The sequence below is a fragment of the Pseudomonas sp. FW305-E2 genome, from assembly GCF_058782925.1.
Map to the genome: position 1 here is coordinate 162,871 of NZ_JBYSYE010000007.1, position 24,277 is coordinate 187,147.

At 62.9% G+C, this 24,277-nt stretch carries 18 protein-coding genes; 8 read left to right on the forward strand and 10 right to left on the reverse strand.

Going from position 1 to position 24,277, the window contains the following annotated elements; translation table 11 throughout:
• Positions 1-25: 25 nt before the first annotated feature.
• Entirely contained in the window at positions 26-988 is a 963-nt protein-coding gene (locus AC3WLP_RS09435; protein ID WP_003252545.1) for an NAD(P)H-quinone oxidoreductase, read from the reverse strand.
• Between the two features lie 139 nt (positions 989-1,127).
• On the opposite strand from AC3WLP_RS09435, the gene AC3WLP_RS09440 reads away from it, so the two are divergent.
• Entirely contained in the window at positions 1,128-3,209 is a 2,082-nt protein-coding gene (locus tag AC3WLP_RS09440) for a carboxy terminal-processing peptidase (protein WP_014754213.1), read from the forward strand.
• Positions 3,210-3,326: 117 nt separating this feature from the next.
• A complete protein-coding gene (locus AC3WLP_RS09445; RefSeq protein ID WP_088513591.1) occupies positions 3,327-4,307 on the forward strand; it encodes an EAL domain-containing protein in 981 nt (326 codons plus the stop codon).
• 572 nt (positions 4,308-4,879) lie between these two features.
• On the opposite strand, the gene AC3WLP_RS09450 is transcribed toward AC3WLP_RS09445, so the two are convergent.
• From AC3WLP_RS09450 to pcaQ, 5 genes are all read right to left on the reverse strand, one after another.
• On the reverse strand, positions 4,880-5,248 hold the full coding sequence (locus AC3WLP_RS09450; RefSeq protein WP_003252539.1) for a hypothetical protein: 369 nt from the start codon (positions 5,246-5,248) through the stop codon (positions 4,880-4,882).
• The gene (locus tag AC3WLP_RS09455; protein WP_003252538.1) at positions 5,245-5,583 is read right to left on the reverse strand and encodes a helix-turn-helix domain-containing protein; all 339 of its coding nucleotides are present in this window, start codon (positions 5,581-5,583) and stop codon (positions 5,245-5,247) included. Before AC3WLP_RS09455 ends, AC3WLP_RS09450 begins: the two co-directional genes overlap by 4 nt.
• A 114-nt stretch (positions 5,584-5,697) precedes the next feature.
• Positions 5,698-6,135: a YkvA family protein gene (locus AC3WLP_RS09460; protein ID WP_003252536.1), complete on the reverse strand. Its 438-nt coding sequence runs from the start codon at positions 6,133-6,135 to the stop codon at positions 5,698-5,700.
• A gap of 288 nt (positions 6,136-6,423) precedes the next feature.
• The gene (bamJ, locus tag AC3WLP_RS09465) at positions 6,424-7,176 is read right to left on the reverse strand and encodes a BamJ family beta-barrel-assembly machinery protein (RefSeq protein WP_003252534.1); all 753 of its coding nucleotides are present in this window, start codon (positions 7,174-7,176) and stop codon (positions 6,424-6,426) included.
• Positions 7,177-7,428: 252 nt separating this feature from the next.
• Positions 7,429-8,361, reverse strand: coding sequence for a pca operon transcription factor PcaQ (gene pcaQ, locus AC3WLP_RS09470; protein WP_088513589.1), 933 nt, complete (start codon positions 8,359-8,361; stop codon positions 7,429-7,431).
• Positions 8,362-8,515: 154 nt separating this feature from the next.
• On the opposite strand from pcaQ, the gene AC3WLP_RS09475 reads away from it, so the two are divergent.
• Complete coding sequence (locus AC3WLP_RS09475; RefSeq protein ID WP_256596097.1) at positions 8,516-9,838, forward strand: hypothetical protein; 1,323 nt, start codon at positions 8,516-8,518, stop codon at positions 9,836-9,838.
• A gap of 611 nt (positions 9,839-10,449) precedes the next feature.
• Here the strand turns inward: AC3WLP_RS09475 and AC3WLP_RS09480 are convergent.
• A complete protein-coding gene (locus AC3WLP_RS09480) occupies positions 10,450-11,379 on the reverse strand; it encodes a helix-turn-helix transcriptional regulator (RefSeq protein ID WP_012053423.1) in 930 nt (309 codons plus the stop codon).
• Positions 11,380-11,674: 295 nt separating this feature from the next.
• Here AC3WLP_RS09480 and AC3WLP_RS09485 point away from each other — a divergent pair, with 295 nt between their 5' ends.
• The 4 genes from AC3WLP_RS09485 (at position 11,675) to AC3WLP_RS09500 (ending at position 15,698) form a co-directional block, all read left to right on the forward strand.
• Positions 11,675-13,015 carry an MFS transporter gene (locus tag AC3WLP_RS09485; RefSeq protein WP_088513587.1) on the forward strand — a complete coding sequence of 447 codons (1,341 nt, stop codon included), beginning with the start codon at positions 11,675-11,677 and terminating at the stop codon, positions 13,013-13,015.
• Between the two features lie 220 nt (positions 13,016-13,235).
• A complete protein-coding gene (locus AC3WLP_RS09490; RefSeq protein ID WP_012053425.1) occupies positions 13,236-13,946 on the forward strand; it encodes a fumarylacetoacetate hydrolase family protein in 711 nt (236 codons plus the stop codon).
• Positions 13,947-13,964: 18 nt separating this feature from the next.
• On the forward strand, positions 13,965-14,723 hold the full coding sequence (locus tag AC3WLP_RS09495) for an SDR family oxidoreductase (protein WP_012053426.1): 759 nt from the start codon (positions 13,965-13,967) through the stop codon (positions 14,721-14,723).
• A gap of 24 nt (positions 14,724-14,747) precedes the next feature.
• Positions 14,748-15,698: a 2-hydroxyacid dehydrogenase gene (locus tag AC3WLP_RS09500; RefSeq protein ID WP_012053427.1), complete on the forward strand. Its 951-nt coding sequence runs from the start codon at positions 14,748-14,750 to the stop codon at positions 15,696-15,698.
• A gap of 127 nt (positions 15,699-15,825) precedes the next feature.
• Here the strand turns inward: AC3WLP_RS09500 and nirD are convergent, their stop codons facing one another.
• From nirD to AC3WLP_RS09515, 3 genes are all read right to left on the reverse strand, one after another.
• The gene (gene nirD, locus AC3WLP_RS09505) at positions 15,826-16,188 is read right to left on the reverse strand and encodes a nitrite reductase small subunit NirD (protein ID WP_088513586.1); all 363 of its coding nucleotides are present in this window, start codon (positions 16,186-16,188) and stop codon (positions 15,826-15,828) included.
• Positions 16,188-18,740, reverse strand: a complete 2,553-nt coding sequence (gene nirB, locus AC3WLP_RS09510) for a nitrite reductase large subunit NirB (RefSeq protein ID WP_088513585.1) — start codon at positions 18,738-18,740, stop codon at positions 16,188-16,190. The genes nirD and nirB overlap by 1 nt, the downstream gene beginning before the upstream one ends.
• Positions 18,741-19,019: 279 nt before the next feature.
• Positions 19,020-23,045, reverse strand: a complete 4,026-nt coding sequence (locus AC3WLP_RS09515) for a bifunctional nitrate reductase/sulfite reductase flavoprotein subunit alpha (RefSeq protein WP_088513584.1) — start codon at positions 23,043-23,045, stop codon at positions 19,020-19,022.
• Positions 23,046-23,312: 267 nt separating this feature from the next.
• On the opposite strand from AC3WLP_RS09515, the gene map reads away from it, so the two are divergent.
• Entirely contained in the window at positions 23,313-24,161 is an 849-nt protein-coding gene (map, locus tag AC3WLP_RS09520) for a type I methionyl aminopeptidase (RefSeq protein WP_033726391.1), read from the forward strand.
• Positions 24,162-24,277: the final 116 nt, after the last annotated feature.

The window sequence follows — 24,277 nt, forward strand, 5'->3', positions numbered from 1 at the left end:
AAACCCGCGATGGGGCCAGGCCTGCTTACACCAGGCTGGGGTCGATCACCATCACCAGCTTGCCCGACACCTGGTTGGTCTCCAGCTCGGCATACGCCGCCTGGGCAAACTCCACCGGGTAGGTATCGACCAGCTGCGGCGACAACCGCCCCTCGGCGAACAGCGGCCATACTTGCTGCTGCAGTTCGCGCAGCAACTCGGCCTTGAAGCCGTCATCACGGTTGCGCAGGGTGGAACCGGTAATTTCCAGGCGCTTGCCCAGCACCTGGGCCAGGTCCAGCTCGAACTTGCGTCCGCCCATCAGGCCGATGATCACCCAGCGCCCGTCACGGGCCAGCAGCTTGAGGTTCAGCTCACCGTAGCCAGCGCCGACCGGGTCGAGAATCACATCGAATGGGCCGAAACCTTCCAGCGCGTCCAGGTTCTCGTTACGTACCACACCACCCGCTGCGCCCAGCGCCTGGCAGTAGGCCAGACGATCCTGCGAACCGACGCTGACCCATACCGGGCTGCCGAACGCCTTGCACAGCTGGATGGCGGCCGAGCCAACGCCACTGGCGCCGGCGTGCACCAGCACCTTCTCGCCAGCCTTCACTGCACCGAGCTGGAAGATGTTCAGCCAGGCGGTGGCATACACCTCCGGCAACGCTGCTGCTTCATGCAGGCCAAGGCCCTCGGGCACCGGCAGTACATGACGGGCGTCGACCACCACTTCCTCGGCCATGGCGCCACTGGCCAGCAGGGCGCAAACGCGGTCACCCACGCGCCAGGCGGCACCAGCCCCCACTTCTTCAACCACCCCGGAACACTCCAGCCCCATGTATGGGCTGGCACCTGGTGGTGGCGGGTACAACCCTTTCATCTGCAGCAGGTCGGCGCGGTTCAGCCCCGCAGCGGCCACGCGAATGCGCACTTGGCCCGCGTCACAGGTCGGGCGTTCGGCCTCGACCCACTCCACATGTCCGTCAACGCCTTGCAATGCCTTCACAGTGCCTCCATAGTTGAATCATGACTGGGCCTGAGGTCGCTTACCTCAGGCCTTTTGCAGTATTTGCCCGGCTCCATGGAACCGGCAACGGAAAAGACGGCCTACTATGCGTGATCAATTGCCTCCACGTCGAATCAGCATGAAGCATTTCCTTCCAAGCACCGCACTGGCTGTGATGATCGGCCTGGGCAGCCTCACGCTCGGCGGCAATGCGGCGGCCGCCAACAAGTGGGACAGCCTGCAGCCCGACCGCGACGAGATCGTCGCCAGCCTCAACGTGGTGGAGTTGCTCAAGCGCCACCACTACAGCAAGCCACCCCTGGACGATGCCCGTTCGGCCATTATCTACGACAGCTACATCAAGCTGCTGGACCCGGCGCGCAGCTACTTCACCGCTGCCGACATTGCCGAATTCGATAAATGGAAAACGCAATTCGACGATTTCCTCAAGAGCGGCAACCTGGACCCGGGCTTCACCATCTACAAACGCTACCTCGACCGCGTCAAGCAACGCCTGGACTTCGCCCTGGCCGAGCTGAACAAGGGCGTGGACAAGATTGACTTCACCACCAAGGAAACCTTGCTGATCGACCGCAAGGACGCGCCGTGGATGAAGAACCAGGCCGAGCTCGACGACTTGTGGCGCAAACGCGTGAAAGACGAAGTGCTGCGCCAGAAGATCGCCGGCAAGGAACCCAAGCAGATCCAGGAAACCCTGATCAAGCGCTACAAGAACCAGCTCGCGCGCCTGGACCAGACCCGTGCCGAGGACATCTTCCAGGCCTACATCAACACCTTCGCCCAGTCCTACGACCCACACACCAACTACCTGTCGCCGGACAACGCCGAAAACTTCGACATCAACATGAGCCTGTCGCTCGAAGGCATTGGTGCAGTGCTGCAAAGCGACAACGACCAGGTCAAGATCGTGCGCCTGGTGCCAGCAGGCCCGGCAGCCAAGACCAAGCAGGTGGCCCCGGCTGACAAGATCATCGGCGTGGCCCAGGGCAACAAGGAAATGGTCGACGTGGTGGGCTGGCGCCTGGACGAAGTGGTCAAGCTGATCCGCGGCCCGAAAGGTTCGGTGGTGCGCCTGGAAATCATCCCGGCCAGCAATGCGCCTAGCGACCAGACCAGCAAAATTGTGTCGATCACCCGTGAAGCGGTGAAGCTTGAAGAGCAGGCGGCGAAGAAGTCGGTGCTCAAGCTCAAGCAGGACGGGCGTGACTACAAGCTGGGCATCATCGAGATCCCGGCCTTCTACCTGGACTTCAAGGCCTACCGCGCTGGCGACCCCGAGTACAAGAGCACCACGCGTGACGTGAAGAAGCTGCTCACCGAACTGCAGAAAGAGAAAGTCGACGGCGTGGTCATCGACCTGCGCAACAACGGCGGCGGCTCGCTGCAGGAAGCCACCGAGCTGACCAGCCTGTTCATCGAGAAAGGCCCGACCGTACTGGTGCGCAACAGCGATGGCCGCGTCGACGTGCTGGAAGACGAAAACCCGGGGGCCTTCTACAAGGGCCCGCTGGCACTGCTGGTCAACCGCCTGTCGGCCTCGGCATCGGAGATCTTCGCCGGTGCCATGCAGGACTACCACCGCGCGCTGATCATCGGTGGCCAGACCTTCGGCAAAGGCACCGTGCAGACCATCCAGCCGCTCAACCATGGCGAGCTGAAGCTGACCCTGGCCAAGTTCTACCGGGTTTCCGGGCAGAGTACCCAGCATCAGGGGGTGCTGCCGGACATCGACTACCCCTCGATCATCGACACCAAGGAAATCGGCGAGAGCGCCCTGCCAGAGGCCATGCCGTGGGACACCATCCGCCCGGTGGTCAAGCCTGCGGCCGATCCGTTCAGGCCGTTCCTGGCCCAGCTCAAGGCGCAACATGAGGCGCGCAGCGACAAGGATGCCGAGTTCACCTACATCCGCGACCGCCTGGCCCTGACCCAGAAGCTGATGAACGAGAAAACCGTCAGCCTAAACGAGCAGGAACGCCGCGCACGCCACGACAGCGTCGAGGCCAAGCAACTGGCGCTGGAAAACACCCGCCGTAAGGCCAAGGGTGAAGAACCGCTGAAGGAACTGAAGAAAGAGGACGAAGACGCTCTGCCGGTCGAGGATGAAAATACCAAGCCGGAAGACGACGCTTACCTCGCGGAAACCGGTCGCATCCTGATCGACTACCTCAGTGCCAGCACCAAGGTGGCCAAGAAGTAAGGCACCTCAGCAATGATGGCAGAATAATGCGACCTGTCATCAAACAGTCATCGCGCTGTCGTGAAATATGAGGGCCGGGCATGCAGATGCCCGGCCCTCATTTTTCAGGAATCCATCATGACCGTTGCCGAACAGCTCAGTGCCTTGAGTGCCATCCTGGCTCAACGCCGTATTCACAGTCTGTTCCAGCCAATCATGTGCCTGAGTGAACATAGGGTGTTCGGCCATGAGGCGCTGAGCCGTGGCCCGTCCAACAGCCCGCTGCATGCGCCGCTCAACCTGTTCACCATCGCCCGCCAGGCCGGCCGCCTGACCGAGCTGGAAGCCGCTTGCCGAGAAAGCGCCTGCCGCCGCTTCAGCGAGCAGCAACTGCAGGGCAAACTGTTTCTCAACATCTCACCCGAATCGCTGCTGGAGCCGCACTACCCTTCCGGCCTGACCTTGAAACTGCTCGAACAGGTTGGCCTGCCGCCCAACCGGGTGGTGATCGAGTTGACCGAGCACACGCCCACCGACGACTTCCAGCTGCTGTCCAATGCCCTGCACCACTATCGCGACATGGGCTTCTCGATTGCCCTCGACGACCTGGGCGCGGGCTATTCCAGCCTGCGCCTGTGGTCGGAGCTGCGCCCCGAATACGTGAAGATCGACCGGCACTTCATCGACGGCATCCATCGTGACCCGCTCAAGCGCGAGTTTGTAGGCTCTATCTTGCAGATTGCCCGGGCATCGAAGGCACAGGTGATTGCCGAGGGCATCGAGCTGGCGGAAGAGCTGGCGGTGCTGGTGGAGATGGGCGTGGACCTGGTGCAGGGCTATTTGCTAGGGCGGCCACAGGAGCGAGGGGTACGCGACAGCGGTCTGTTACCTGCACTGACGCAGGTGCCACTGGCTGACCAACCGACAGTGCGCTTGAATGTCACGATCGGGCAGCTGCTGGAGCTGTTTGGCCGATACCAGCACCTGGAGGCATTGGAAGTGGTGGATGCCGATGGCAGAGGGTGCGGGTTGATTCACAGGGATGCGCTGCCTGTGCCGGCCTCTTCGCGGGTGAACCCGCTCCTACGGGGCCTGTGCCCAACCACCGATCAGGCGTAGGAGCGGGTTTACCCGCGAATACGGTAGCGGCGGCAACGGAGAACGACGGGTGGAAATTGGCCAGCAGGCACCGCCCTTTCGCGGGTGAACCCGCTCCTACGACGGCCTGATTCCAACCCCAGATGCGTGTCCACCACCGATCTGCGTAGGAGCGGGTTTACCCGCGAATACGGTAGCGGCAGCAACGGTGAACGGCGGGTGGAGATTGGCCAACAGGCCCGGCCCTTTCGCGGGTGAACCCGCTCCTACGACGGCCTGAGTCCGACCCCAGATGCGTGTCCACCACCGATCTGCGTAGGAGCGGGTTTACCCGCGAATACGGTAGCGGCGGCAACGGTGAACGGCGGGTGGAGATTGGCCAGCAGGCCCGGCCCTTTCGCGGGTGAACCCGCTCCTACAACAGCCTGATTCCAACCCCCGATGTGTGGCCACCACCGATCTGCGTAGGAGCGGGTTTACCCGCGAATACGGTAGCGGCGGCAACGGTGAACGGCGGTTGGAAATTGGCCAGCAGGCCCTGCCCTTTCGCTCAGGGTCACCACCTGTAGCGATAGGCTGGAAGGGGTAACGCTTCAGGCCGTTTCGGGATAGCTGTACTCGAACACCCGAACCACCTCAGAAGCATGCCACGAGGCGGCCTCCATGCCATCGACCGGCCCGGTAAACCGCCCCAGGCGCTCGACACACTCAAAGAAGCCAGTACGCGGCAAACGGCTGGCGCCTTGGCTGATCACCAGCGAACTGCGCAATGGCTGTTCGGCACGGGCATCCAGCACCGCCAGGTATTCCAGCGCGGCAGTCAGCGTCTGCATGGCCGGGCTGGGTAGCTGCAAGCGCTCGATCAGCGCTCGGTATGTCAGCAAGTGACGTTGACGACGGGCCAGGTCAAGCTCGCCCAGCAGGTTATCCCAGTGCTGACGGCTGATCCTGACCTGGCTCATGATGGCTCGCTCCAGCCAGCCACCCCCAGATGCCAGGCCAGGGCGCGGCGGATGGCAGCATCTGGCTGGCGTTCACCCGATTCGATCATGGCCAGATACGCCGGGCTCACCCCGACATTGCGCGCCAGTTGCTCAGGGGCAATGCCCTTGGCCTGGCGAATCTGGGCGACTTCGCTGAAGGCTGGCAGGGGCGCACTGGCAGCAACGCCCTGCGCCTCACTGGAAACCGCCTCGGCAGGTGCCTGCCCTGCCGCGCGGAGCAACGCCTGGTATTGCTCCCAGGGAACGACGGCGTACTCGGGCTGACCGTCCCGGCTGATGACCTGAATACCCATTACAAACCCCTTTAAGAAGGATTACAGCATGTAATCCGTAGGCATAACCCTTATGCCAATTATATTACCAACTCCGAGGTCTGTGCAGTTGAGGTGAGATTCAGGCCGGTTTCATTACCTGTTGCGCTCCAGCCGCAGCGCCTCCGGGGTAGCCGGCAGGCGCTCGACCACGCGTAGCCGCTCGGGTGCCTGGCTATCGCGCCAGGCCTTGAAGCGCGCCAATTCGTCGGCCACGGTTTTCAGCACCCAGCCCAAGACCGCGATGTCATCGAGGAAACCCACCCCCAGCAACCAGTCCGGGATGGCATCGATGGGGCTGACGAAATACAGCAGGCCAGCCACGACAGTGACCAGTGCCTTGGGGCTGATGGCACGGTACTCCCCCCTCCACCAGGCCAGGCACAGCGACTGCAGCAGCTTCACATCTTCACGCAGTTGGCCGAGGCGCGGGCCTTTGCGCGCCACCGCGAACAACAAGGCCGGCAAACGACCGCGGCTGAGCAGGCGCTCGGCCAATGGCAGGAAACGGGCAAAATTCCAAGGTGCGCTCATGGAGCCTCCGAGAGGAAAAGGTTATCCACATTTATTGTGGATAACCTTGTGAACAGGGCGACGTTTCCGACCCCAGGTGCCTGCCAGGCAAGGGGCCCGGTCAGATCGGGCGTTTTTTACACAGTCGTTTCACGCCATGGCTACCTGCGCCGCAAACGATTTGCGTCAGAAACATCCTACTTCTTCACGCTGCATTTCCTCGGACAGTATCAGCTGTTGCAGGTTCGTCCAATCGGCACAAACGAAAACGCCCCAACAATGTGGGGCGTTTTCGACAACCAGCCAATGTTACTGGGCAGGTGCTTCTTCAGGGGCTTCGGCCTGCGGCTCGGCGCCTTGCAACTGGGCCGGGTCCTTGATGGCGATCAGTTCCAGGTCGAACACCAGTACCGAGTTGGCCGGGATCAGCGGGCTTGGGCTTTGTGCGCCATAGGCCAGTTCAGCCGGGATGAACAACTTGTACTTCTCGCCGACGTGCATCAGCTGCAAACCTTCGACCCAACCTGGGATCACACCGCTGACAGGCAGGTCGATCGGGCTGCCACGCTCGACGGAGCTGTCGAATACCTTGCCATCGATCAGCTTGCCTTCGTAGTGGACAGTGACCACGTCAGTCGGTTTGGGCTGCGGGCCGTCGGCCTTCTTGACCACTTCGTACTGCAGGCCCGAGGCCGTGGTGACCACGCCTGGCTTCTTGGCGTTTTCTTCGAGGAATTTCTTGCCGGCGGAGGCGGCTTCTTCGCTGGCCTTGGCCAGGCGCTCCTCGGCGCGTTTCTGCAATGCGGTGAAGGCCTCTACCAGCTCTTCGTCCTTGATGCGTTGTTCTTTCTTGCTAACGGCGTCTTCGATGCCGAGGGCGACTGCTTTCGAATCAAGGTCTTCCATGCCTTCCTGAGCCAGGCTCTTGCCCATGTTCAGGCCGATACCGTAGGAGGCTTTCTGCGCCGGAGTCTTCAGCTCGGGGCTGCTGGCTTGTTGATCGCAGCCAGCCAGTACCAGGCCTACCAGGGCAACCGCAGCCGCCAAACGATGCTGTTTCATGCTATTTCCTTGTTCATGCGCCATGAGGGCAATCAGGGTAAAGCCGCGAGCTTATCAGGCGGCCATGACCAATGGCTACCGGCATAGGAGCGGGTTTTCGTAAGGAAGTTCAGTCGTTAAAAGCTTCTTCATCGAAGCTTTACAGCCATTGGCCAGTATTGACCCTTTGTGCCGGGTTTGCCGGGTTTTGGTGGCTTTTTATTTCTGCGGGTTCTGAGGTCGGAAACAGCAGGCCAGGCACCCCCCGAAAACTCAAGGATACCGACCCTCTCGATATTCCCCCGCCACCTCCCGCAGCACCTCACCCACCCACTGGCCCGGCAAACTCAACGGCAAGGCGGCATTGCGGCAAATCCCCACCGACCCTCCCGGCTCGCGCACACCCAGGTCAAGCTCGACCAGTTCGCCACGGCGCAGGTCGAGCAGCACGGCATCACGCGGCGCCACCCACAGGCCATCGCTGCCCAGCAGGTAGCGCCGGCTCAGGGCAAGCGACAGGGTTTCCAGGCGCTGCGCCGGCATCTGGATGCCGCATTGCACGAACAGGCTGTCGGCGTGCTGGCGGATGGTGGTGCCAGCGGGTGGCAGCACCAGCGGGTAACGCCCCACCTGGCCCCGCTCCACGGGCGTGCTGGCCAGCAGCGGGTGACCCGGGCGCACCACCAGGCTCATCGACTCGCTGTACAGGTGCTCGAACGACAACCCCTGGATTTGCGGACTGTCGGTCATGCGCCCCACCACCAGCTCCAGCTCCCCCAGGTGAAGCTGGCCAAGCAACTGCGCGCTGACCCCGGTGACCACGCTGATCACCAGCGCGTCATGGCGCTGATGCAGGCGGCACAGCACCTCGGGCATGAGCAGGCCTTCGACCGTGGACAGCACGCCGATGCGCACCTGCGACGGCGCCCGCGCTTCACCGCGCAGGCTGCTGACGCCATCGCGCAGCGCCTGCACACTGGGCCCGGCGTAACGCATGAAGCGGGTGCCGGCCGGGGTCAGCTCGACACCCTGGCGGCTGCGCTCGAACAAGCGCGCCTCGAGCAGGTCCTCAAGCTCCTTGAGGGTCTTGGAAATCGCCGGCTGGCTGATCGACAGGCTATCGGCCGCCCTGGCCAGGCTGCCCTGCCGGGCAATCTCCAGGAAGCACAGCAGGTGGCGGTATTTGATGCGGGTGTCGAGGTTCATGGTAGCAAGCTTACCGCATCGCTACCTGCGGCGTATCCAGGTCTGCCGCCCCGTGCTCCCCGTTGCAGCCCAAACTCCAGGACCGGATCGTTATCCATCGACCACCAACGCCTATCATTTTTGCCAGTACCCGCAACCATCCGGATCGCATTAAATGAGATCGCAAAAACCACTTCCCCAAGTGACAGGTCATATCATGCATCCAAATATGGTTTTTTTTGCCCAGACTCAACACAACCCCCGTGATTACCAAGGCGAGCGTCAGGAACTCAAGGCGCCCATTGACGTAACCTATGCCGACAAAGGTCACCTTCACATCGGCGAGCCTACCGCGGATCCTAGAAACGCGGTTTCGCAAATCCTGGCAAGCAACTACTATCCCGAGCGATTTTACTTGAGAGGCGTCCACAACGGCACGAAACCTTTCATTGCGCGCACCTTGAAAGATGGCGAGCTGGATACGTCTTTCAACAAAACAGGTCTTGTCTATCTGACTGACCTGAGCACAGTTTTTGATTATCATAGTTACCTGCACATGGCCGAGGATGCGGAGGGTCACATCCTGCTCACTATGAATGATCTAACCCAAGGCTTCACCCACCTGTGGAAGCTTAAGCCAAACGGAAAGCCAGATACTGATTTCGGCAGCAACAACGGCTACATCATCCTAAATAATTTTTTCAATTTTAAAGATATCACGCTCTACCAATTCACCACTTACAAGAACGACTATATCTTCTCAGGTTCCCTTGAAAACGCTCCCATCCTTTTCGTGCTCACCCATGAAGGTGTCCCACGCCAGAGCTTTGGTAAGCTAGGCATCCTCAAGATGCAAGATCTTATTCCGGACCTCCGTTATGTCATTGGGGCGCCTAAGATGCTGGAGGTTGGTGAGAAGGTGCGCATCATCATCTACACGCGCTATTTCAACGATTCGTCGAGCATAAACGGAATCGCAGCACTGACATTGTCCGGAGCGCTCGACCAGCGCTTCGCTGACAACGGGGTCTATTGGTCAAAGCCTGGCATTATCATTTATGATTTCACGCTAAATAACGCCAGTCAGCGCATCACCGTCCACGGCCAGGTGTGGTCCGAAGGGACCAGTACTCCCATGATCTATCGGCTAGACTACACAGGAAAACCTGCTAAAGAATTCAACGAGGGTCGTGTCGTATTATTCCCCATTGAGGGTGGCTGGGACTATATGACAGAGGCCGATGGAAAACTGGTAGGTTATGGTTCATTTCTCGATCGCGGCATGGCGGTGCGTTACCGTCTGGACGGCCAACTTGATACTACATTCGTGCCGCCGAATGGTTACGGTGTTTTTACGGCAATCGGGTCGCAACCAGGGTTCTATGGTAACAGCCATTCCGCGACGGTAATGCCAGAAAGCCAACGCCTACTCGTAGCGGGGCGGGAAATACAGACGGGTTCCACCCCTTGTGTCATTGCCGTCTCATTGAAGCAATAAAAATGAGACTTACTGGCACTTCACCAGAGACTGCATGAAAGTCTTGAGACGAAGTTCAGGCAATGCGAAAACAGCCAAGGAAGCGGAGTTTACGGGCTGTAAACCGACATCCCGAGGCTGTTTTCAACGCAGCATCAACGCGTATCAAGACTTAAGTGCTCGACAGGATATCGGCCGCCCCGGCCAGGCTGCCCTGCATGTCCAGATCGTTGACGCACCTGTCACCTCTGCCAGTAGCCGATCCTGGCGAAGCATCGCTCAATAGGTGTTCAGCGATTATTGTGAGTGGAGCTCAATACCAGGTCCGAATCAAGAATGCCGAGGGTGGCCTGATCGGTTACGGGGGTTTCTATGACTTCAACATGGCGGTGCGCTACCACTCAAGCGGCCAACTGGACACTCGCTTTACCCCCCCTATGGCTACGGTCAGTTGGGCGCGTTTTCGCCGCAGGATGGTTTCCATACCGCCGAGAAATCGGTAGTAGTCGATACCGACAACCAGCGCATGCTGGTGAGCGGGCAAGACGTACAGCAGGGCTACCGACTCCCCTGCCTGCTCGCCCTCTCTCTGAGACCGGTCCAGTAGTACGCCACGGCAGAAGCGGGCAGGCTTAAAGCATTGCCGCCTGCGGCGTATCCGGGTCGCGTTGCTGGCGTCGGAACTGGCCAGGTGGCAGGCCGTGGATCTGGCGGAAACGTCGAGAGAAGTAGGCTTCGTCCGCAAAGCCACAAAGCCGCGCCACCTCGCCCACTGGGCGGCTGCCGTTGAGCAGGTAGTTGCGTGCGGCGTGCATGCGCCGCTCCAGCACCAGCTCGCTGAAGGTCTTGCCGATTTCCTTGCGCAGCCAGTGGGTCAGGTAGGTCGGCGACAGGTAGGTGGCGGCAGCGACTTTCTGCAGGTTCAGGTCGGGGTCGTCGATATGCCGGCGCAGGTAGTCGCTCATGCGGCCCAGCGCAGCACGGCGGCTGAGCTGGGCAGCGTTGCTGTCGGCCAGTTCGCGCAGCGGCTCGGCATACAGGCCACAGACCTGGCCGATCAGCTGCAGCAACAGGCCTTTGAGGATTTCGCGGGTGCCGAAACGGCGGTTGGCATCCAGCGCACGCATGCGCTCGAGGGTTTGCCGTACCTCGGCAAAGTCCGGCTCACTCAGGTAGAAGTCGAGATGCTCCTGAAAGCGGAACGGCGACAGCTCCGGCGCCTGCAGGATCGACACTTCCTCCAGGTCCATCGGGTCGCAGGCCAGGTGCGGCAGCAGGAACGTCTGGGAGAAATTGATCACCACGAAGTCGCTGTCCTCCGGATGCGGGATCACATGCACCCGGTGAGGCAGGATGAAGGCCAGGGTGTTGCGTCTGAATGGGCGTTGCACGCTGCCGATGTGTTGCACCGTGTCGCCGCCGAGATTGACCTGGATCTGGAAGTACTCATGACGATGCGGCGCGGTCTCGGCGGGACGCCCGCGCTGGTCGCGGATGTAGAAATCCATCAGCTCGCTGCGCTGCTGCATGACATAGGTCGGAACCTCGCGCTTGGGGGGCATGGGCAATCTCCGGGATACAGGCGCTTTAAGTTGTACGACGTCCAAACTCTGCAATTTAACCCCTTATGCAAAAACCTGCGCAACCGCAAATCCACGCAGCCCTCTGAGAATGCGCTATTCAACCAATATTTCAGGCGAAACCCCGGCTGAGAAATTTCTTGGACAGCACAGCACTGCCCCGCCTCCAATGAAAAAAACGGTCTAAATACCCCGTTGCATTCACCGCGTTGTACGACCACCTTAGAAAAGGGACTGCAGCCCAACCTCTACCAACAACAACAAACGAGGTCGACTCATGTCGAGCACGCCTACCCCCCGCGCCGCGTCGTCGTACACGCTGGACGCGGCCCCTGCCCAGCGCCTGCCTACCCGCCGCCGCTGGTTCATGCTGTCGCTGCTGCTGGTGGCGACCATCATCAACTACGTCGACCGGGTGAACATTTCCATCGCCGCGCCGTTCATGGCCAAAGACCTGGGCCTGGACAAGGTCGAGATGGGCCTGATTTTCTCCGCCTTCGCCTGGACCTACGCGTTGGCCCTGGTACCGGCTGGCTTCATTGCTGACCGCTTCGGCTCGCGCCTGACCTATGGCGTGTCGCTGATCAGCTGGTCGGCGGTCACCGTGGCCCAGGGCCTGGCCAGTGGCTTCGCCTCGCTGTTCGGCCTGCGCCTGGCGGTCGGCGCCATGGAGGCCCCGGCCTTCCCGGCCAACAGCCGTGCGGTTACGGTATGGTTCCCCGCCCGCGAGCGCGGCATGGCCAGCAGCATCTACGTATGTGGCCAGTACCTGGGCACCGCGCTGTTCACCGGCGCGCTGCTGTGGCTGGCGACCACCTATGACTGGCGCCACGTGTTCTACAGCACCGGCCTGGTGGGCATCCTGTTCGGCGTCGTGTGGCTGGTGCTGTACCGCGACCCGCTGAACTGCAAGAAGGTCAGCAAGGAGGAACTGGCCTATATCGAGCACGGTGGTGGCCTGGTGAAGAGCAGCCAGCAACGTACCCGCTTCGACTGGCGACAGGTTTCCGAGCTGTTCCGCTATCGCCAGATCTGGGCGATCTGCCTGGGCAAGTTCGCCAGCACTTCGGCGCTGTACTTCTTCCTCACCTGGTTCCCCACCTACCTGATCGAAGAACGCCAGCTGACGCTGATCAAGGTCGGCATCTTCGCGGTCATGCCGTTCATTGGTGCCACGGTCGGCATCCTCCTGGCGGGCATCGTCTCCGACCTGCTGATCCGCAAGGGCTACTCGCTGTCGTTTGCCCGCAAGCTGCCGCTGGTGGTGGGCTCGATGCTGGGGATGTCGATCGTGCTGGTGAACTTCACCGACTCCAATGTGCTGTGCATCGCCGTGCTGACCCTGGCGTTCTTCGCCCAGGGCATCGCCTCGTCGTCGTGGGCTGCCGTCTCGGAAGTGGCGCCAAAGGAGCTGATCGGCCTGACCGGCGGCATTACCAGCCTGGCGGCGAACATCGGCGGCATCGTCACACCGATCGTGATCGGCGCGATCGTGCACGCCAGTGGCTCGTTCGCCATGGCGTTCTGGTTCATCGGTGGTGTGGCGTTGATGGGCACACTGTCTTACTCGTTGCTGCTTGGGAAGCTGTATCGCATCGAGCTGAAGGCTGCGGGCTGAGCCAAGGCGTGTATTGACGGTACCGGCCTCTTCGCGGCTAAAGCCGCTCCTACGGGGGGACGGTATTGCCCCTGGGTTTGACGCTATCCCTGTAGGAGCGGCTTTAGCCGCGAAAGGGCCGGTCCAGGTGCCTTGGATAGTCCAACCCAACCCCGCTTTCGTCCAACTTTGCCGGCCAGCCGCTGGATACGCTGTCCACTCCAGTACGGAGGATCCACCCATGACCTACCTGTTCAACCCGCCGGCCATCGTCAGCCTGCCGATCCGCGGCAGCGATGCGCGCTTCCCGGTCGGCCGGGTGTTCTGCCTCGGCCGCAACTACCCGTGGCCGGAATCCTACGGCGCGGCGCCGCAGGAGCCTGTGTTTTTCATGAAACCGGCAAGCAACGTGGTCGAGGCACTGGGCGAACTGCCCTTCCCGCCGCAGACCGACGAGTTCTGCCATGAAATCGAACTGGTCGCGGCCATCGCCAAAGGCGGCGCCAACATCGCCCGCGAGCATGCCCTGGAGCATGTGTTCGGCTTTGCCGCCGGTCTAGACATGACCCGTCGCGATCACCAGCGCAAGGCCAAGGCCGAGGGCCTGCCGTGGGAAGGCGCCAAGGTGTTCGAGGCTTCGGCACCGATGACCGCCATCGTCCCTGCCAGCGAATGCGACTGGCCGCTGGATACGTCGCTGTGGCTGCAGGTCAATGGCGAGGAGCGCCAGCGTGCCCACCTGAGCCAGCAGACCTGGGCATTGGCCGAAGTGATCAGCCGGCTGTCACGCCAGCTGCCGCTGCACCCGGGCGACCTGATCATGACCGGCAGCCCGCCCGGCGTGGCCCCGCTGAACCCGGGCGACACGATACACGCCGGGATCGACGGTATTGGCGAGCTGCACCTGCGTGTCGGCCCCCGCCCTGCCGGGCAAACAGCCAACGCAGCCTGAACCTGACGGAGACCCGACATGACCCAGAACAAGAAAATCGCCCTGGTCACCGGTGCCGGTAGCGGCATCGGCCGCGCCGTCGCCCTCGCCCTGCTGGAGGATGGCTTCAGCCTGGTGCTCGCCGGGCGCCGCGCCGAACCCCTGCAAGCCGTGGTTGCACAGGCGCTGGCAGCAGGCGGTGAGGCACTGGCCGTGCCCACCGATGTACGCGACGAGCAAAGCGTCGCGCAGCTGTTCGCCACCATCGAAGAAGTGCACGGCCGGCTCGATGTGATCTTCAACAATGCCGGCATCAACGCGCCCGCCGTGCCGGTGGACGAGCTGCCGTTGGAGAACTGGCGCAACGTCATGGCCACCAACGTCGATGGTGTGTTCCTGTGCGCCCGCGCCGCCTTCGGCCTGATGCGCCGCCAGCAGCCGCAAGGCGGGCGAATCATCAATAACGGCTCGATCTCGGCGCACACCCCACGCCCGTTCACCGCACCTTACACCGCCAGCAAGCATGCGGTGCTGGGCCTGACCAAGGCGCTGGCGCTGGATGGTCGGCCTTACCACATCGTGTGCAGCCAGTTGGACATCGGCAACGCCCTGACCGAGTTGTCCGAGCGCATGACCCGTGGGGTGCGCCAGGCCAATGGCGAGATCGCCGCCGAACCGATGCTCGACGTGCGCCATGTGGCCGATGCGGTGCGCTACATCGCAGCGCTGCCGCTCGACGCCAACGTACTGAACATGACCGTGATGGCCAGCAACATGCCGTTCGTTGGCCGTGGCTGATCCCTGTTTATGATGGAGTGACCGATGAAACCAGAAGTCCTGCAACTGAGCCCTATCCTGATCCCGCAGATCCGTGAGCGCCTGGAACAGCTGTTCACCGTACACCGTTACTACGAACAGGCCGACAAGGATGCCTACGTCAGCCAGTATGCAAGCAACATTCGGGGCGTGATTACCGGCGGCCACACCGGCATCAGCCAGGCGCTGATGGCGCGCCTGCCCAACCTCGAAGTGATCGCCGTCAATGGCGTCGGCACCGACGCGGTAGACTTGGCCTATGCCCGCGATCGCGGCATCCAGGTGACGGCGACCCTCGGTGCGCTCACCGAGGACGTCGCCGATCTTGCCATCGGCCTGCTGATCGGCTTGTGCCGGGGTATCTGCACCGGTGACCGCTTCGTTCGCGCCGGCCGTTGGGCCACCAGCACCACGCCGCTGGCACCGCTGCCACTGGCCCGGCAGGTGTCGGGCATGCGCGTGGGCATCGTCGGCATGGGCCGGGTCGGGCGGGCGGTAGCACAGCGGGCGACAGCCTTCGGTTGCCCGATCCGCTACACCGATCTACAGGCGCTGGATGTGCCCTACGGGTTCGAGGCAGATCTGCTGCAGTTGGCCAAGGACAGCGATGCGCTGATCCTCGCGGCGGCGGCTGACAAGGGCGAGGCGCTGATCAATCGCGACGTGCTGCGGGCGTTGGGCGCCGAGGGGTATCTGATCAATATCGCACGCGGCAAGCTGGTGGATGAACCCGCGTTGGTCGCGGCGTTGCAGGCCGGCGAGATCGCTGGCGCGGCGCTGGATGTGTTTGCCGATGAACCGCGAGCGCCCGAGGCGTTGTTCGAGCGCGAAGATGTAGTCCTGCAACCGCATCGCGCCAGTGCCACGGTACAGACACGCACGCGCATGGGCGAGATGGTGGTGGCCAGCCTGGTGGATGTATTTGCCGGACGCAAACCGCAGGGGTTGGTTATCTAGTCGGCTTGTGCTGGCCTCTTCGCGGGAAGGCCCGTTCCCACAGGTGCAGCGCCGTATTTGAAGGCGGTGCAGATTCCGTAGGCGCGGGCGTGCCCGCGAAGAGGCCGGCACAGGCAGCAAAGGGGTATCAGGCCACCGCCAGCTCCACCGCCTCCCCCTTCAACCGCACCGGCCACACCCGCAACCTCTGCCCGGCATCCTCCAGGCACTCCCCACTCAGCAGGCTGAAGTGCTGCTTGTAGAGCGGCGCTGCCACCACCAACTCACCTTGCACACTGCCCACCAGCCCGCGGCCGATGATGTTGGCGCCGGAGCGTGGGTCGCGATTGTCCACTGCATACAGCGGCTGGGACTGCCCCGGCAGGTAGAACAACGCCACCTGGGCCCCATCGAACCAAACCACGACGCCGGAGTCGGCCACCAGGTCTTGTGCCTGGCACACCGTCTGCCAGTTTTCTTGCGTGTTCACAGCAGCATTGGCCAGGTTCATCAGACAGCCTCCTCGACAGTTGGGATCAGGTGCAGCGGTGCAGCAGGCCGGCGTTGCTCGCGTTCGCGCACGAAGTGCACGTCCGGGTCGGCGCGTCGGTCGTTGACGAAGGTGCGGAAGCGCTTGAGCTTCTCCGGGTCGTTGAGGGCATTGGCCCACTCGCATTCATACTGGTCGACCACCTGCTGCATCTGCGCTTCCAGCTCATTAGCCAGGCCCAGGCTGTCGTCGATGATTACCTGCTTCAGGTAGTCCAGCCCGCCTTCCAGGTTTTCACGCCACACCGAGGTGCGCTGCAGCTTGTCGGCCGTGCGGATGTAGAACATCAGCACGCGGTCGATCAGGCGTACCAGGGTTTCGTCGTCCAGGTCGGTGGCGAACAGCTCGGCATGCCGCGGGCGCATGCCGCCGTTGCCGCACACGTACAGGTTCCAGCCCTTGTCGGTGGCGATAACGCCGATGTCCTTGCTCTGCGCCTCGGCGCATTCACGGGTGCAACCCGATACCGCGAACTTGAGCTTGTGCGGGCTGCGCAGGCCCTTGTAGCGGTCTTCCAGGCGCAGGGCCATGGCGACACTGTCCTGCACGCCGTAACGGCACCAGGTACTGCCCACGCACGACTTCACCGTGCGGGTCGACTTGCCGTAGGCGTGGCCGGTTTCGAAACCGGCCTCGATCAGTTCGCCCCAGATCAGCGGCAGCTCGTGCAACTGGGCGCCGAACAGGTCGATGCGCTGGCCACCGGTGATCTTGGTGTACAGGTCGTATTTCTTGGCCACCTGGCCGATGACGATAAGCTTGTCGGGGGTTATTTCACCACCGGGAATGCGCGGCACCACCGAATAGGTGCCGTTTTTCTGCATGTTGGCCATGAAGGTGTCGTTGGTGTCCTGCAGCGGTACCAGCGCCGGGTCCATGATCGGCTGGTTCCAGCACGAGGCGAGAATGTTGCCCACCGCCGGCTTGCAGATGTCACACCCCAGATGGCCCTTGCCATGGCGCTCGAGCAGTTCACTGAAGGTGCGGATACCCTCCACCCGCACCAACCCGTACAGCTCCTGCCGGGTGTAGGCAAAGTGCTCGCACAGGCTCTTGTCCACCGCCACGCCGCGGGCCGTCAGTTCGTGCTCGAAGACTTGCTTGAGCAGGGCCGCGCAACCGCCGCAGCCGGTCGCGGCCTTGGTGCAGCCCTTGACCGCAGCCAAGTCGCTACAGCCACTGTCGATCGCGGCGCACACCGCCCCCTTGCTGACGTTGTGGCAGGAGCAGATGGTCGCGCTGTCGGGCAGCGCATCGGCGCCCAACGCCGGCGCACCACCGCCTTGCGGCAGGATCAGCGCTGCCGGGTCGGCCGGCAGGGCGATGCCGTTCTGGGCGTACTGCAACAGGGTGTCGTAATAGCTGTTGTCGCCGACCAGCACCGCGCCGAGCACGTGCTTGCCGCTGGCATCCACCACCAAACGGCGGTAAGCGCTGTTGGCTTCATCGATGAAGCGATAGCTGCGCGCGCCCGGCGTGGCACCGTGGGCATCGCCGATCGAACCGACATCCACCCCCAGCAGCTTGAGCTTGGTCGACATGTCGGCGCCGGTGAACGCCACCGCCGCCTCGCCCATCAGCAGCCCAGCCAGGTTGCGCGCCATGCTGTAGCCTGGGGCGACCAGTCCGAACACACTGCCGTTCCACGAGGCGCACTCGCCGATGGCGAAGATGCGTGGGTCGCTGCTGCGGCAGTGGTTATCGATGACCACGCCACCGCGCGCGGCGATGTCCAGGCCGCAACCCCGGCCCAGTGCATCCTGCGGGCGGATACCGGCGGAGAACACGATCAGGTCGGTTTCCAGGTGCTCACCGCCGTCGAAGTTCATGCGGTAGCGGTAGGTTTCACCGGCACTGACCGACTGGGTGGCGCGCGACAGGTGCACCCCCACACCCAGCGCTTCGATCTGCGCCTTCAACGCGGCACCGCCCTCGCCGTCCAGCTGTACCGGCATCAGCCGTGGGGCGAATTCCACCACGTGGGCTTCCAGCCCCAGCGACTTGAGGGCGTTGGCCGCTTCCAGGCCAAGCAGGCCACCGCCGACCACCACCCCTCGGCGGGCACCGGCTGCAGCAGCACGAATGCCATCGAGGTCGTCCAGGGTGCGGTAGACCAGGCGGGCATTGCCGCTGGAGCCTTCGATCGGCGGTACGAAGGGATAGGAGCCGGTGGCCAGCACCAGTTGGTCGTAGCCATAGCGACCTTCGGCAGTAACGACTTCGCGGCGCTCACGGTCGATCTCCAGCACGGCCTCACCCAGGTGCAGGTGCACGCCATTGGCGTCGTAGAAATCGTGCTCACACAGGGCCAGGGTTTCGGCACAGCTGCCGCCGAAGTATTCGGACAGGTGCACGCGGTCATACGCGCGTTGGCGCTCTTCGCCGAATACCCGCACCTCGAAGCGCTGCAGGGCGCCGCGACTGACCAGTTGTTCGACGCAATGGTGGCCGACCATGCCGTTGCCGACGATGACCAGTCGCTCTCGTTGCCCGCTGCTCGCTGTTGCCTTCATAAGCCGATCCTCGATCAAAAAAAAAGCGCCTGGAGCCGAAGCTCCAGGCGCCTTTGCCTGTATTCATCACGGTAGGGGGCCCGGTTGATCGCCGTTGATCAGTGGGCTTTGTTGTATCCAAGGTTAAGCAGGGAGCGTGCCAATCGGGTTGCCTAGGTTGCGTGAGTTGCCTGGGTTGCCTGTGTCGGCCTCTTCGCGGGTAAACCCGCTCCTACACTTGCGCTGGGCCCGCCCAGCCAATGCACATTCAAGGTGCACAACACCCCATCTTGGAGCACGTCAGTACACATCGCGCCGATAACGCCTGGCCTTGCTCAAGCCTTCGACATAAGCCGCCGCCGCCGCCGCATCCATCCGGCCATGCTCGGCGACGATTACCCGCAACGCCGCATCCACATCCCTGGCCATACGCTGCGCATCGCCACACACATAGAAATACGCCCCCGCCTCCAGCCACTGCCACAACAGCGCACCCTGCTCAAGCATGCGCTGCTGCACATAGATCTTCTCGGCCTGGTCCCGCGAGAACGCCGTGTCCAGCCGCAGGTGCCCCGCCGCCTGCCAGGCCTGCAACTGCTCCTGGTAATAGAAGTCGGTCGCTGCGTACTGCTCACCGAAGAACAGCCAGTTGTCACCTTTTGCCCCCCGTGCCTCTCGCTCCTCGAGGAACGCACGGAACGGTGCAATGCCAGTACCAGGGCCCACCATGATCACCGGCACGCTGTCGTCCTCGGGCAAGCGGAAGTGCTTCGACACCTGCGGGAAGATCGCCACTTTCTGCACCTGCGCACGGTCGGCAAGGAAGCTTGAGCACACGCCTTTACGTTCGCCATAACGCACCGTCGACACCGTCAGATGCACCTGGCCTGGGTGCGCCAGCGGGCTGGAGCTGATCGAATAGAGCCGCGGCTGCAATGGCTTGAGCAGTTCCAGCCAGCTGGCCAGCGACAACTGCTGGGGGAAGGCGCGCAGCACATCGACCAACTGCCGGCCCCACAGCCAATCTTGCAGCTCGGCCTTGCATTCAGGCTGCAGCAACCGCTGCAGGTCAGGCGCATTGCTGGCAAATGCCTGCAGTTGTTGCGCAGTGACCTTGGCAATTTCCAGATGTGCTTGCAGGGCTTCGGCCAATGGCATGGCGCAATGACCTTTAAGCTCGACCATCGCCTGGCCATCGAGCTGCATCAGCGTTAGCAGCTCTTCTACCAGGGCCGGGCAGTTGCGCGGCCATACGCCCAGGGCATCGCCGGCAGCGTAACTGAAGCCGCTGCCGCTCAGGTCGAAGACCAGCTGGCGGGTTTCCTTGCTGGCGCCGGGGCCATTGAGCAGACGGTTTTCCAGTACGGTGGCCATCCAGGGTTGCTGCTTGCTGAAGGCCGATACGGGTGCAGGTTCACTCGCCGGAGGTGGCGCCGCGGCAGTGCCCAGTACAGGTAATAACGCTTCGAGCCAACTGGCAAAGGCTTCGTCGAAGTCTGGCTCGCAGTCCACCCGTTGCAGCAGGCGCTGCCCTCCCAGCTCGGCCAGGCGCTGGTCGAGCTTGCGGCCAAAACCGCAGAACTGGTCGTAACTGGAGTCGCCCAAGGCCAGTACGGCATAGGGCAGCCCGGCGCAGTGGGCGCCCTCCTCGCCCTGCAAGGCCTGCCAGAATGCCGCGCCGCTGTCGGGCGCGTCGCCATCGCCAAAGGTGCTGGCGATCAACACCACACTGGCAACCCCCTGCAGCTGGCTTGGGCTGACCGCCTCCAGGCAGCTGAGTTGCACGTTCAGACCAGCATCGCGCAGGCGCGCGGCACAGCGTTCGGCCAGTTGCTCACCATTGCCGGTCTGCGAGGCCCACAGCACCTGATGCCATGGCGCGGCCTGTACCGCGATGGGCGCAGTTGCAGGCTGGGCGAACAACCCGGCCAGCAAACCGTCGACAAACAAACGACGGCTGGCAGCCAGCGGCGCACTGGCCGGCAGGCGGGGTACGCCCTCGGCGCGGGCCTGCTCCAGGCCCAGCAGGAAACCTTGCAGGTAATGACGCTCTTCTTCGGCCAGCACCGGAACCGGCAGGGAGTGCAGGCCAAGCAGACGGGACAGGGTGGCGGTCGGCATGCGGACAGGCTCTACAGTGGCAGTGTTCAGATCAAGGGCGTCGATGCGCTCGCCTGCGACCCGCTCCAGGGCTACGGCGCAGTGTTTGAAGGCAGGCTGCAGCGACAGCGGGTCGACCGCATCGCAGGTCGCGGCATTGATCGCCAATTGCTCGCCGATCAGGTCATTCCAGTGAAACGGCGCAAAGCAGTTGCCCGGCATGACCCGGTCACTGATGCGCGCCGGCAACACGGCGTGCCCCCGGCGCGAGCGAACGGCCACCTGGTCCTTTTCAGCGACACCCAGCCGGGCGGCATCCTCAGGGTGAATCTCAAGGTAGGGGCCGGGCTCCAGCTTGTTCAGTGCCGGCACCTTGCCGGTCTTGGTCAACGTGTGCCATTGGTGCTGCACACGGCCAGTGTTAAGCACCATGGGGTAGTCATCGTCCGGCACTTCCGCTGCCGGCAACCAGGGCCGCGCAAAGAAGCGCGCCTTGCCGCTGGCGGTGGGAAAGGCCAGTGCCGGCCGCCTACCCCGGGCATCGAGCAGGAGCGCCTGGCTGCTGCCGTCGTTGAGGTAGCGCAGCGGGCTACGATGCTGCTCGCTGCCCGGTGCACAAGGCCACTGGCGCGGCTGTGTCCGCAATTCGGCATAGCCGATACCGCGCAGGTCATAACCGGTAACAGGGTTGTGGAAGCGGCGTATTTCCTCATACACCGCTTCGGCATTGGGGTAGTCGAAGGCGTCGGCATAGCCCATGGCACACGCCACGCGGGCAATGATCTGCCAGTCCGGCAAGCTTTGCCCGGGGGGCTCGACAGCGCGTGGCATCAGGGTCAGGTTGCGCTCGCTGTTGATCATCACACCCTCACCTTCGGCCCACAGCGCGGCCGGCAGCAGGATGTCGGCGTAACGGTTGGTTTCGGTGTCGAGGAAGGCGTCCTGGGTAATGACCAGTTCGGCCTTGCGCAGGCCGTCGATCACTTGCTGGCGGTTGGCGACACTGGCCACCGGGTTGCTGCAGATGACCCAGCAGGCTTTCACTTCACCGGCTTTCATCTGCCCGAACAGCGCCACCGTACCCTCGCCGCCCTCGCTGCGCAGGCTGCCGGGTGGCAGTTGCCACTGCCGTTCGACGAACGCGCGGTCATCTTCCACCAACGCTGAGCGCTGGCCTGGCAAGCCGGGGCCCATGTAGCCCATGTCGCGGCCGCCCATGGCATTGGGTTGGCCGGTCAGCGAGAACGGGCCGCTACCGGGGCGGCAGATGGCACCCGTGGCCAAGTGCAGGTTACAGATGGCGTTGCTGTGCCAGGTGCCGTGAATGCTCTGGTTCAAGCCCATGGTCCAGCAGCTCATCCAGTTGTTGGCGCTGCCGATCCATTCGGCGGCCTTGATGATATCGGCCTCGGCCAGCCCGGTGATGGCGGCGACGCGCTCGGGGGTATAGTCGTCGAGGAAGGCCGGCAGTTCGTCCCAGCCTTCGGTGTGGCGGGCGATGAAATCGGGGTGGGTGTGGCCGTTGCGATGCAGCAGGTGCAAAAGGCCGTTGAGCAAGGCCATGTCACTGCCGGGGCGCACCTGCAGAAACAGGTCGGCCTTGTCGGCGGTGGCGCTGCGCCGCGGGTCGACGACGATCAGCCTGGCGCCGGCCTTGACCCGATCAAGCAGGCGCAGGAACAAGATCGGGTGGCAGTCGGCCATGTTGGCGCCGATCACCAGAAATACGTCGGCGTGCTCGAAGTCCTGGTAACTGCCAGGTGGGCCATCGGCGCCAAGCGACAGCTTGTAGCCACTGCTGGCGCTGGCCATGCACAGGCGCGAGTTGGACTCGATGTGGCGCGTACGGATAAAGCCCTTGGCCAACTTGTTGGCCAGGTACTGGGCCTCCAGCGACATTTGCCCGGACACGTAGAGCGCCACGGCATCCGGGCCGTGCTGGTCGATGATGCTGCGCAGACGCTCGGCGGTGGCAGCGATGGCCTGGTCCATGCTGGTGCGCACTGGCGGCTGGCTGCGTTGCTGGCGCACATAGGCGTCGGCCATGCGCCCGCTGGCACTCAGTGGCAGGTGTGCGGTGAGGCCTTTGGTGCATAGGCGGCCAAAGTTGCTCGGGTGCAGCTTGTCGCCGCTGATCTTGCCGACCTTGCCATCGGCAACGCTCATGACGATGCCGCAGCCCACGCCGCAGTAGGGGCAGACGCTGCGTACTTCGCTGTTGGCCATGGGCGGGCTCCTGTGGAAAACGCAAAAAGGCGCCGGCTGCCCCGGCATGCAGATGCAAGCGGGGCAACACGGCGCCTTTGTCGTGAAGTGGTGAGGGCTGTCGACGTTGATAGCCCGGGATGAGGGTAGATCAGCAATTTATGGGCCAGCTATACCGGCCCTTTCGCGGGCATGCCCGCTCCCACAGGGATATCGCAAGGCCTGAGGGCGGCGCCGTACCTGTGGGAGCGGGCGTGCCCGCGAAGAGGCCTGCACAGGTTACGCACCATGCAGTGGCAAGCCGGTACCCGCTGGCGCTATGCTGGGGCAATTTCCAGCATGAGCAACTGCCCTCCCCCCATGTCCCAGGTGATCCTCAAGACCCCCGCCCAACTCGACCTGATGCGCCGCGCCGGCCAGCTACTGGCCCAGGTGTTCACCGAACTCGACAGCTTCATCCGCCCCGGCGTGACCACGATGCAGATCAACGACCGCGCCGAGGCGTTCATCGTCGATACGCTCAAGGCACGGCCAGCAAGCAAAGGCCAGTACGGTTTCCCTTACTCGCTCAATACGTCGGTGGACCACGTGGTATGCCACGGCATCCCCAAGGTCGATGAGGTACTCAAGGAAGGCTCGATCATCAACGTCGACATCACGCTGGAACAGGGCGGCTACATTGCCGATTCGTCGAAGATGTATTGCATCGGCAAGATCAGCGAAGAAGCCCGGCGCCTGGTCGACACCACCTATGACGCGTTGTGGAAAGGCATCGAGCAGGTGCGCCCTGGGGCAACGCTGGGCGATATCGGCCATGCCGTGCAGGCCCATGCCGAGGCGGCGGGTTACAGCGTGGTGCGCGAGTATTGCGGCCACGGTATTGGCCAGCAGATGCATGAAGGGCCAGAGGTGCTGCACATTGGCCAGCGCGGCATGGGCATGAAGCTGAAACCGGGGATGGTGTTTACCATCGAGCCGATGATCAACCAGGGTGGCCGCGGCACGCGCGAGTTGAAGGATGGCTGGACGGTGATCACCCGGGACCACAGCTTGTCGGCGCAGTGGGAGCATACCGTGGCGGTGACTGAGGGTGGGTATGAGGTGCTGACATTGCGGGAGGAGGAACGGCGTGGCTGAAGCTGCGGCAAACGCGTGCAGGTAGGGGGACAAAATTCAGGCACAAAAAAAGCGACCCTAGGGTCGCTTTCTTTGTTACTTCCGGGTGTTCAGTGGGCCCTGGAAGTGGAATATGG

Excerpts from the sequence above, each read along its gene's own strand:
- AC3WLP_RS09450 (WP_003252539.1), bottom strand. The coding sequence starts at position 5,248 with ATGAGCCAGGTCAGGATCAGCCGTCAGCACTGGGATAACCTGCTGGGC.
- AC3WLP_RS09455 (WP_003252538.1), bottom strand. The coding sequence starts at position 5,583 with ATGGGTATTCAGGTCATCAGCCGGGACGGTCAGCCCGAGTACGCCGTC.
- AC3WLP_RS09475 (WP_256596097.1), top strand. The coding sequence starts at position 8,516 with ATGAGATCGCAAAAACCACTTCCCCAAGTGACAGGTCATATCATGCAT.
- AC3WLP_RS09495 (WP_012053426.1), top strand. The coding sequence starts at position 13,965 with ATGACCCAGAACAAGAAAATCGCCCTGGTCACCGGTGCCGGTAGCGGC.
- AC3WLP_RS09485 (WP_088513587.1), top strand. The coding sequence starts at position 11,675 with ATGTCGAGCACGCCTACCCCCCGCGCCGCGTCGTCGTACACGCTGGAC.
- nirB (WP_088513585.1), bottom strand. The coding sequence starts at position 18,740 with ATGAAGGCAACAGCGAGCAGCGGGCAACGAGAGCGACTGGTCATCGTC.
- map (WP_033726391.1), top strand. The coding sequence starts at position 23,313 with ATGCAGTGGCAAGCCGGTACCCGCTGGCGCTATGCTGGGGCAATTTCC.
- pcaQ (WP_088513589.1), bottom strand. The coding sequence starts at position 8,361 with ATGAACCTCGACACCCGCATCAAATACCGCCACCTGCTGTGCTTCCTG.
- nirD (WP_088513586.1), bottom strand. The coding sequence starts at position 16,188 with ATGAACCTGGCCAATGCTGCTGTGAACACGCAAGAAAACTGGCAGACG.
- AC3WLP_RS09460 (WP_003252536.1), bottom strand. The coding sequence starts at position 6,135 with ATGAGCGCACCTTGGAATTTTGCCCGTTTCCTGCCATTGGCCGAGCGC.
- AC3WLP_RS09445 (WP_088513591.1), top strand. The coding sequence starts at position 3,327 with ATGACCGTTGCCGAACAGCTCAGTGCCTTGAGTGCCATCCTGGCTCAA.
- AC3WLP_RS09440 (WP_014754213.1), top strand. The coding sequence starts at position 1,128 with ATGAAGCATTTCCTTCCAAGCACCGCACTGGCTGTGATGATCGGCCTG.
- AC3WLP_RS09500 (WP_012053427.1), top strand. The coding sequence starts at position 14,748 with ATGAAACCAGAAGTCCTGCAACTGAGCCCTATCCTGATCCCGCAGATC.
- AC3WLP_RS09490 (WP_012053425.1), top strand. The coding sequence starts at position 13,236 with ATGACCTACCTGTTCAACCCGCCGGCCATCGTCAGCCTGCCGATCCGC.
- AC3WLP_RS09515 (WP_088513584.1), bottom strand. The coding sequence starts at position 23,045 with ATGGCCAACAGCGAAGTACGCAGCGTCTGCCCCTACTGCGGCGTGGGC.
- AC3WLP_RS09480 (WP_012053423.1), bottom strand. The coding sequence starts at position 11,379 with ATGCCCCCCAAGCGCGAGGTTCCGACCTATGTCATGCAGCAGCGCAGC.
- bamJ (WP_003252534.1), bottom strand. The coding sequence starts at position 7,176 with ATGAAACAGCATCGTTTGGCGGCTGCGGTTGCCCTGGTAGGCCTGGTA.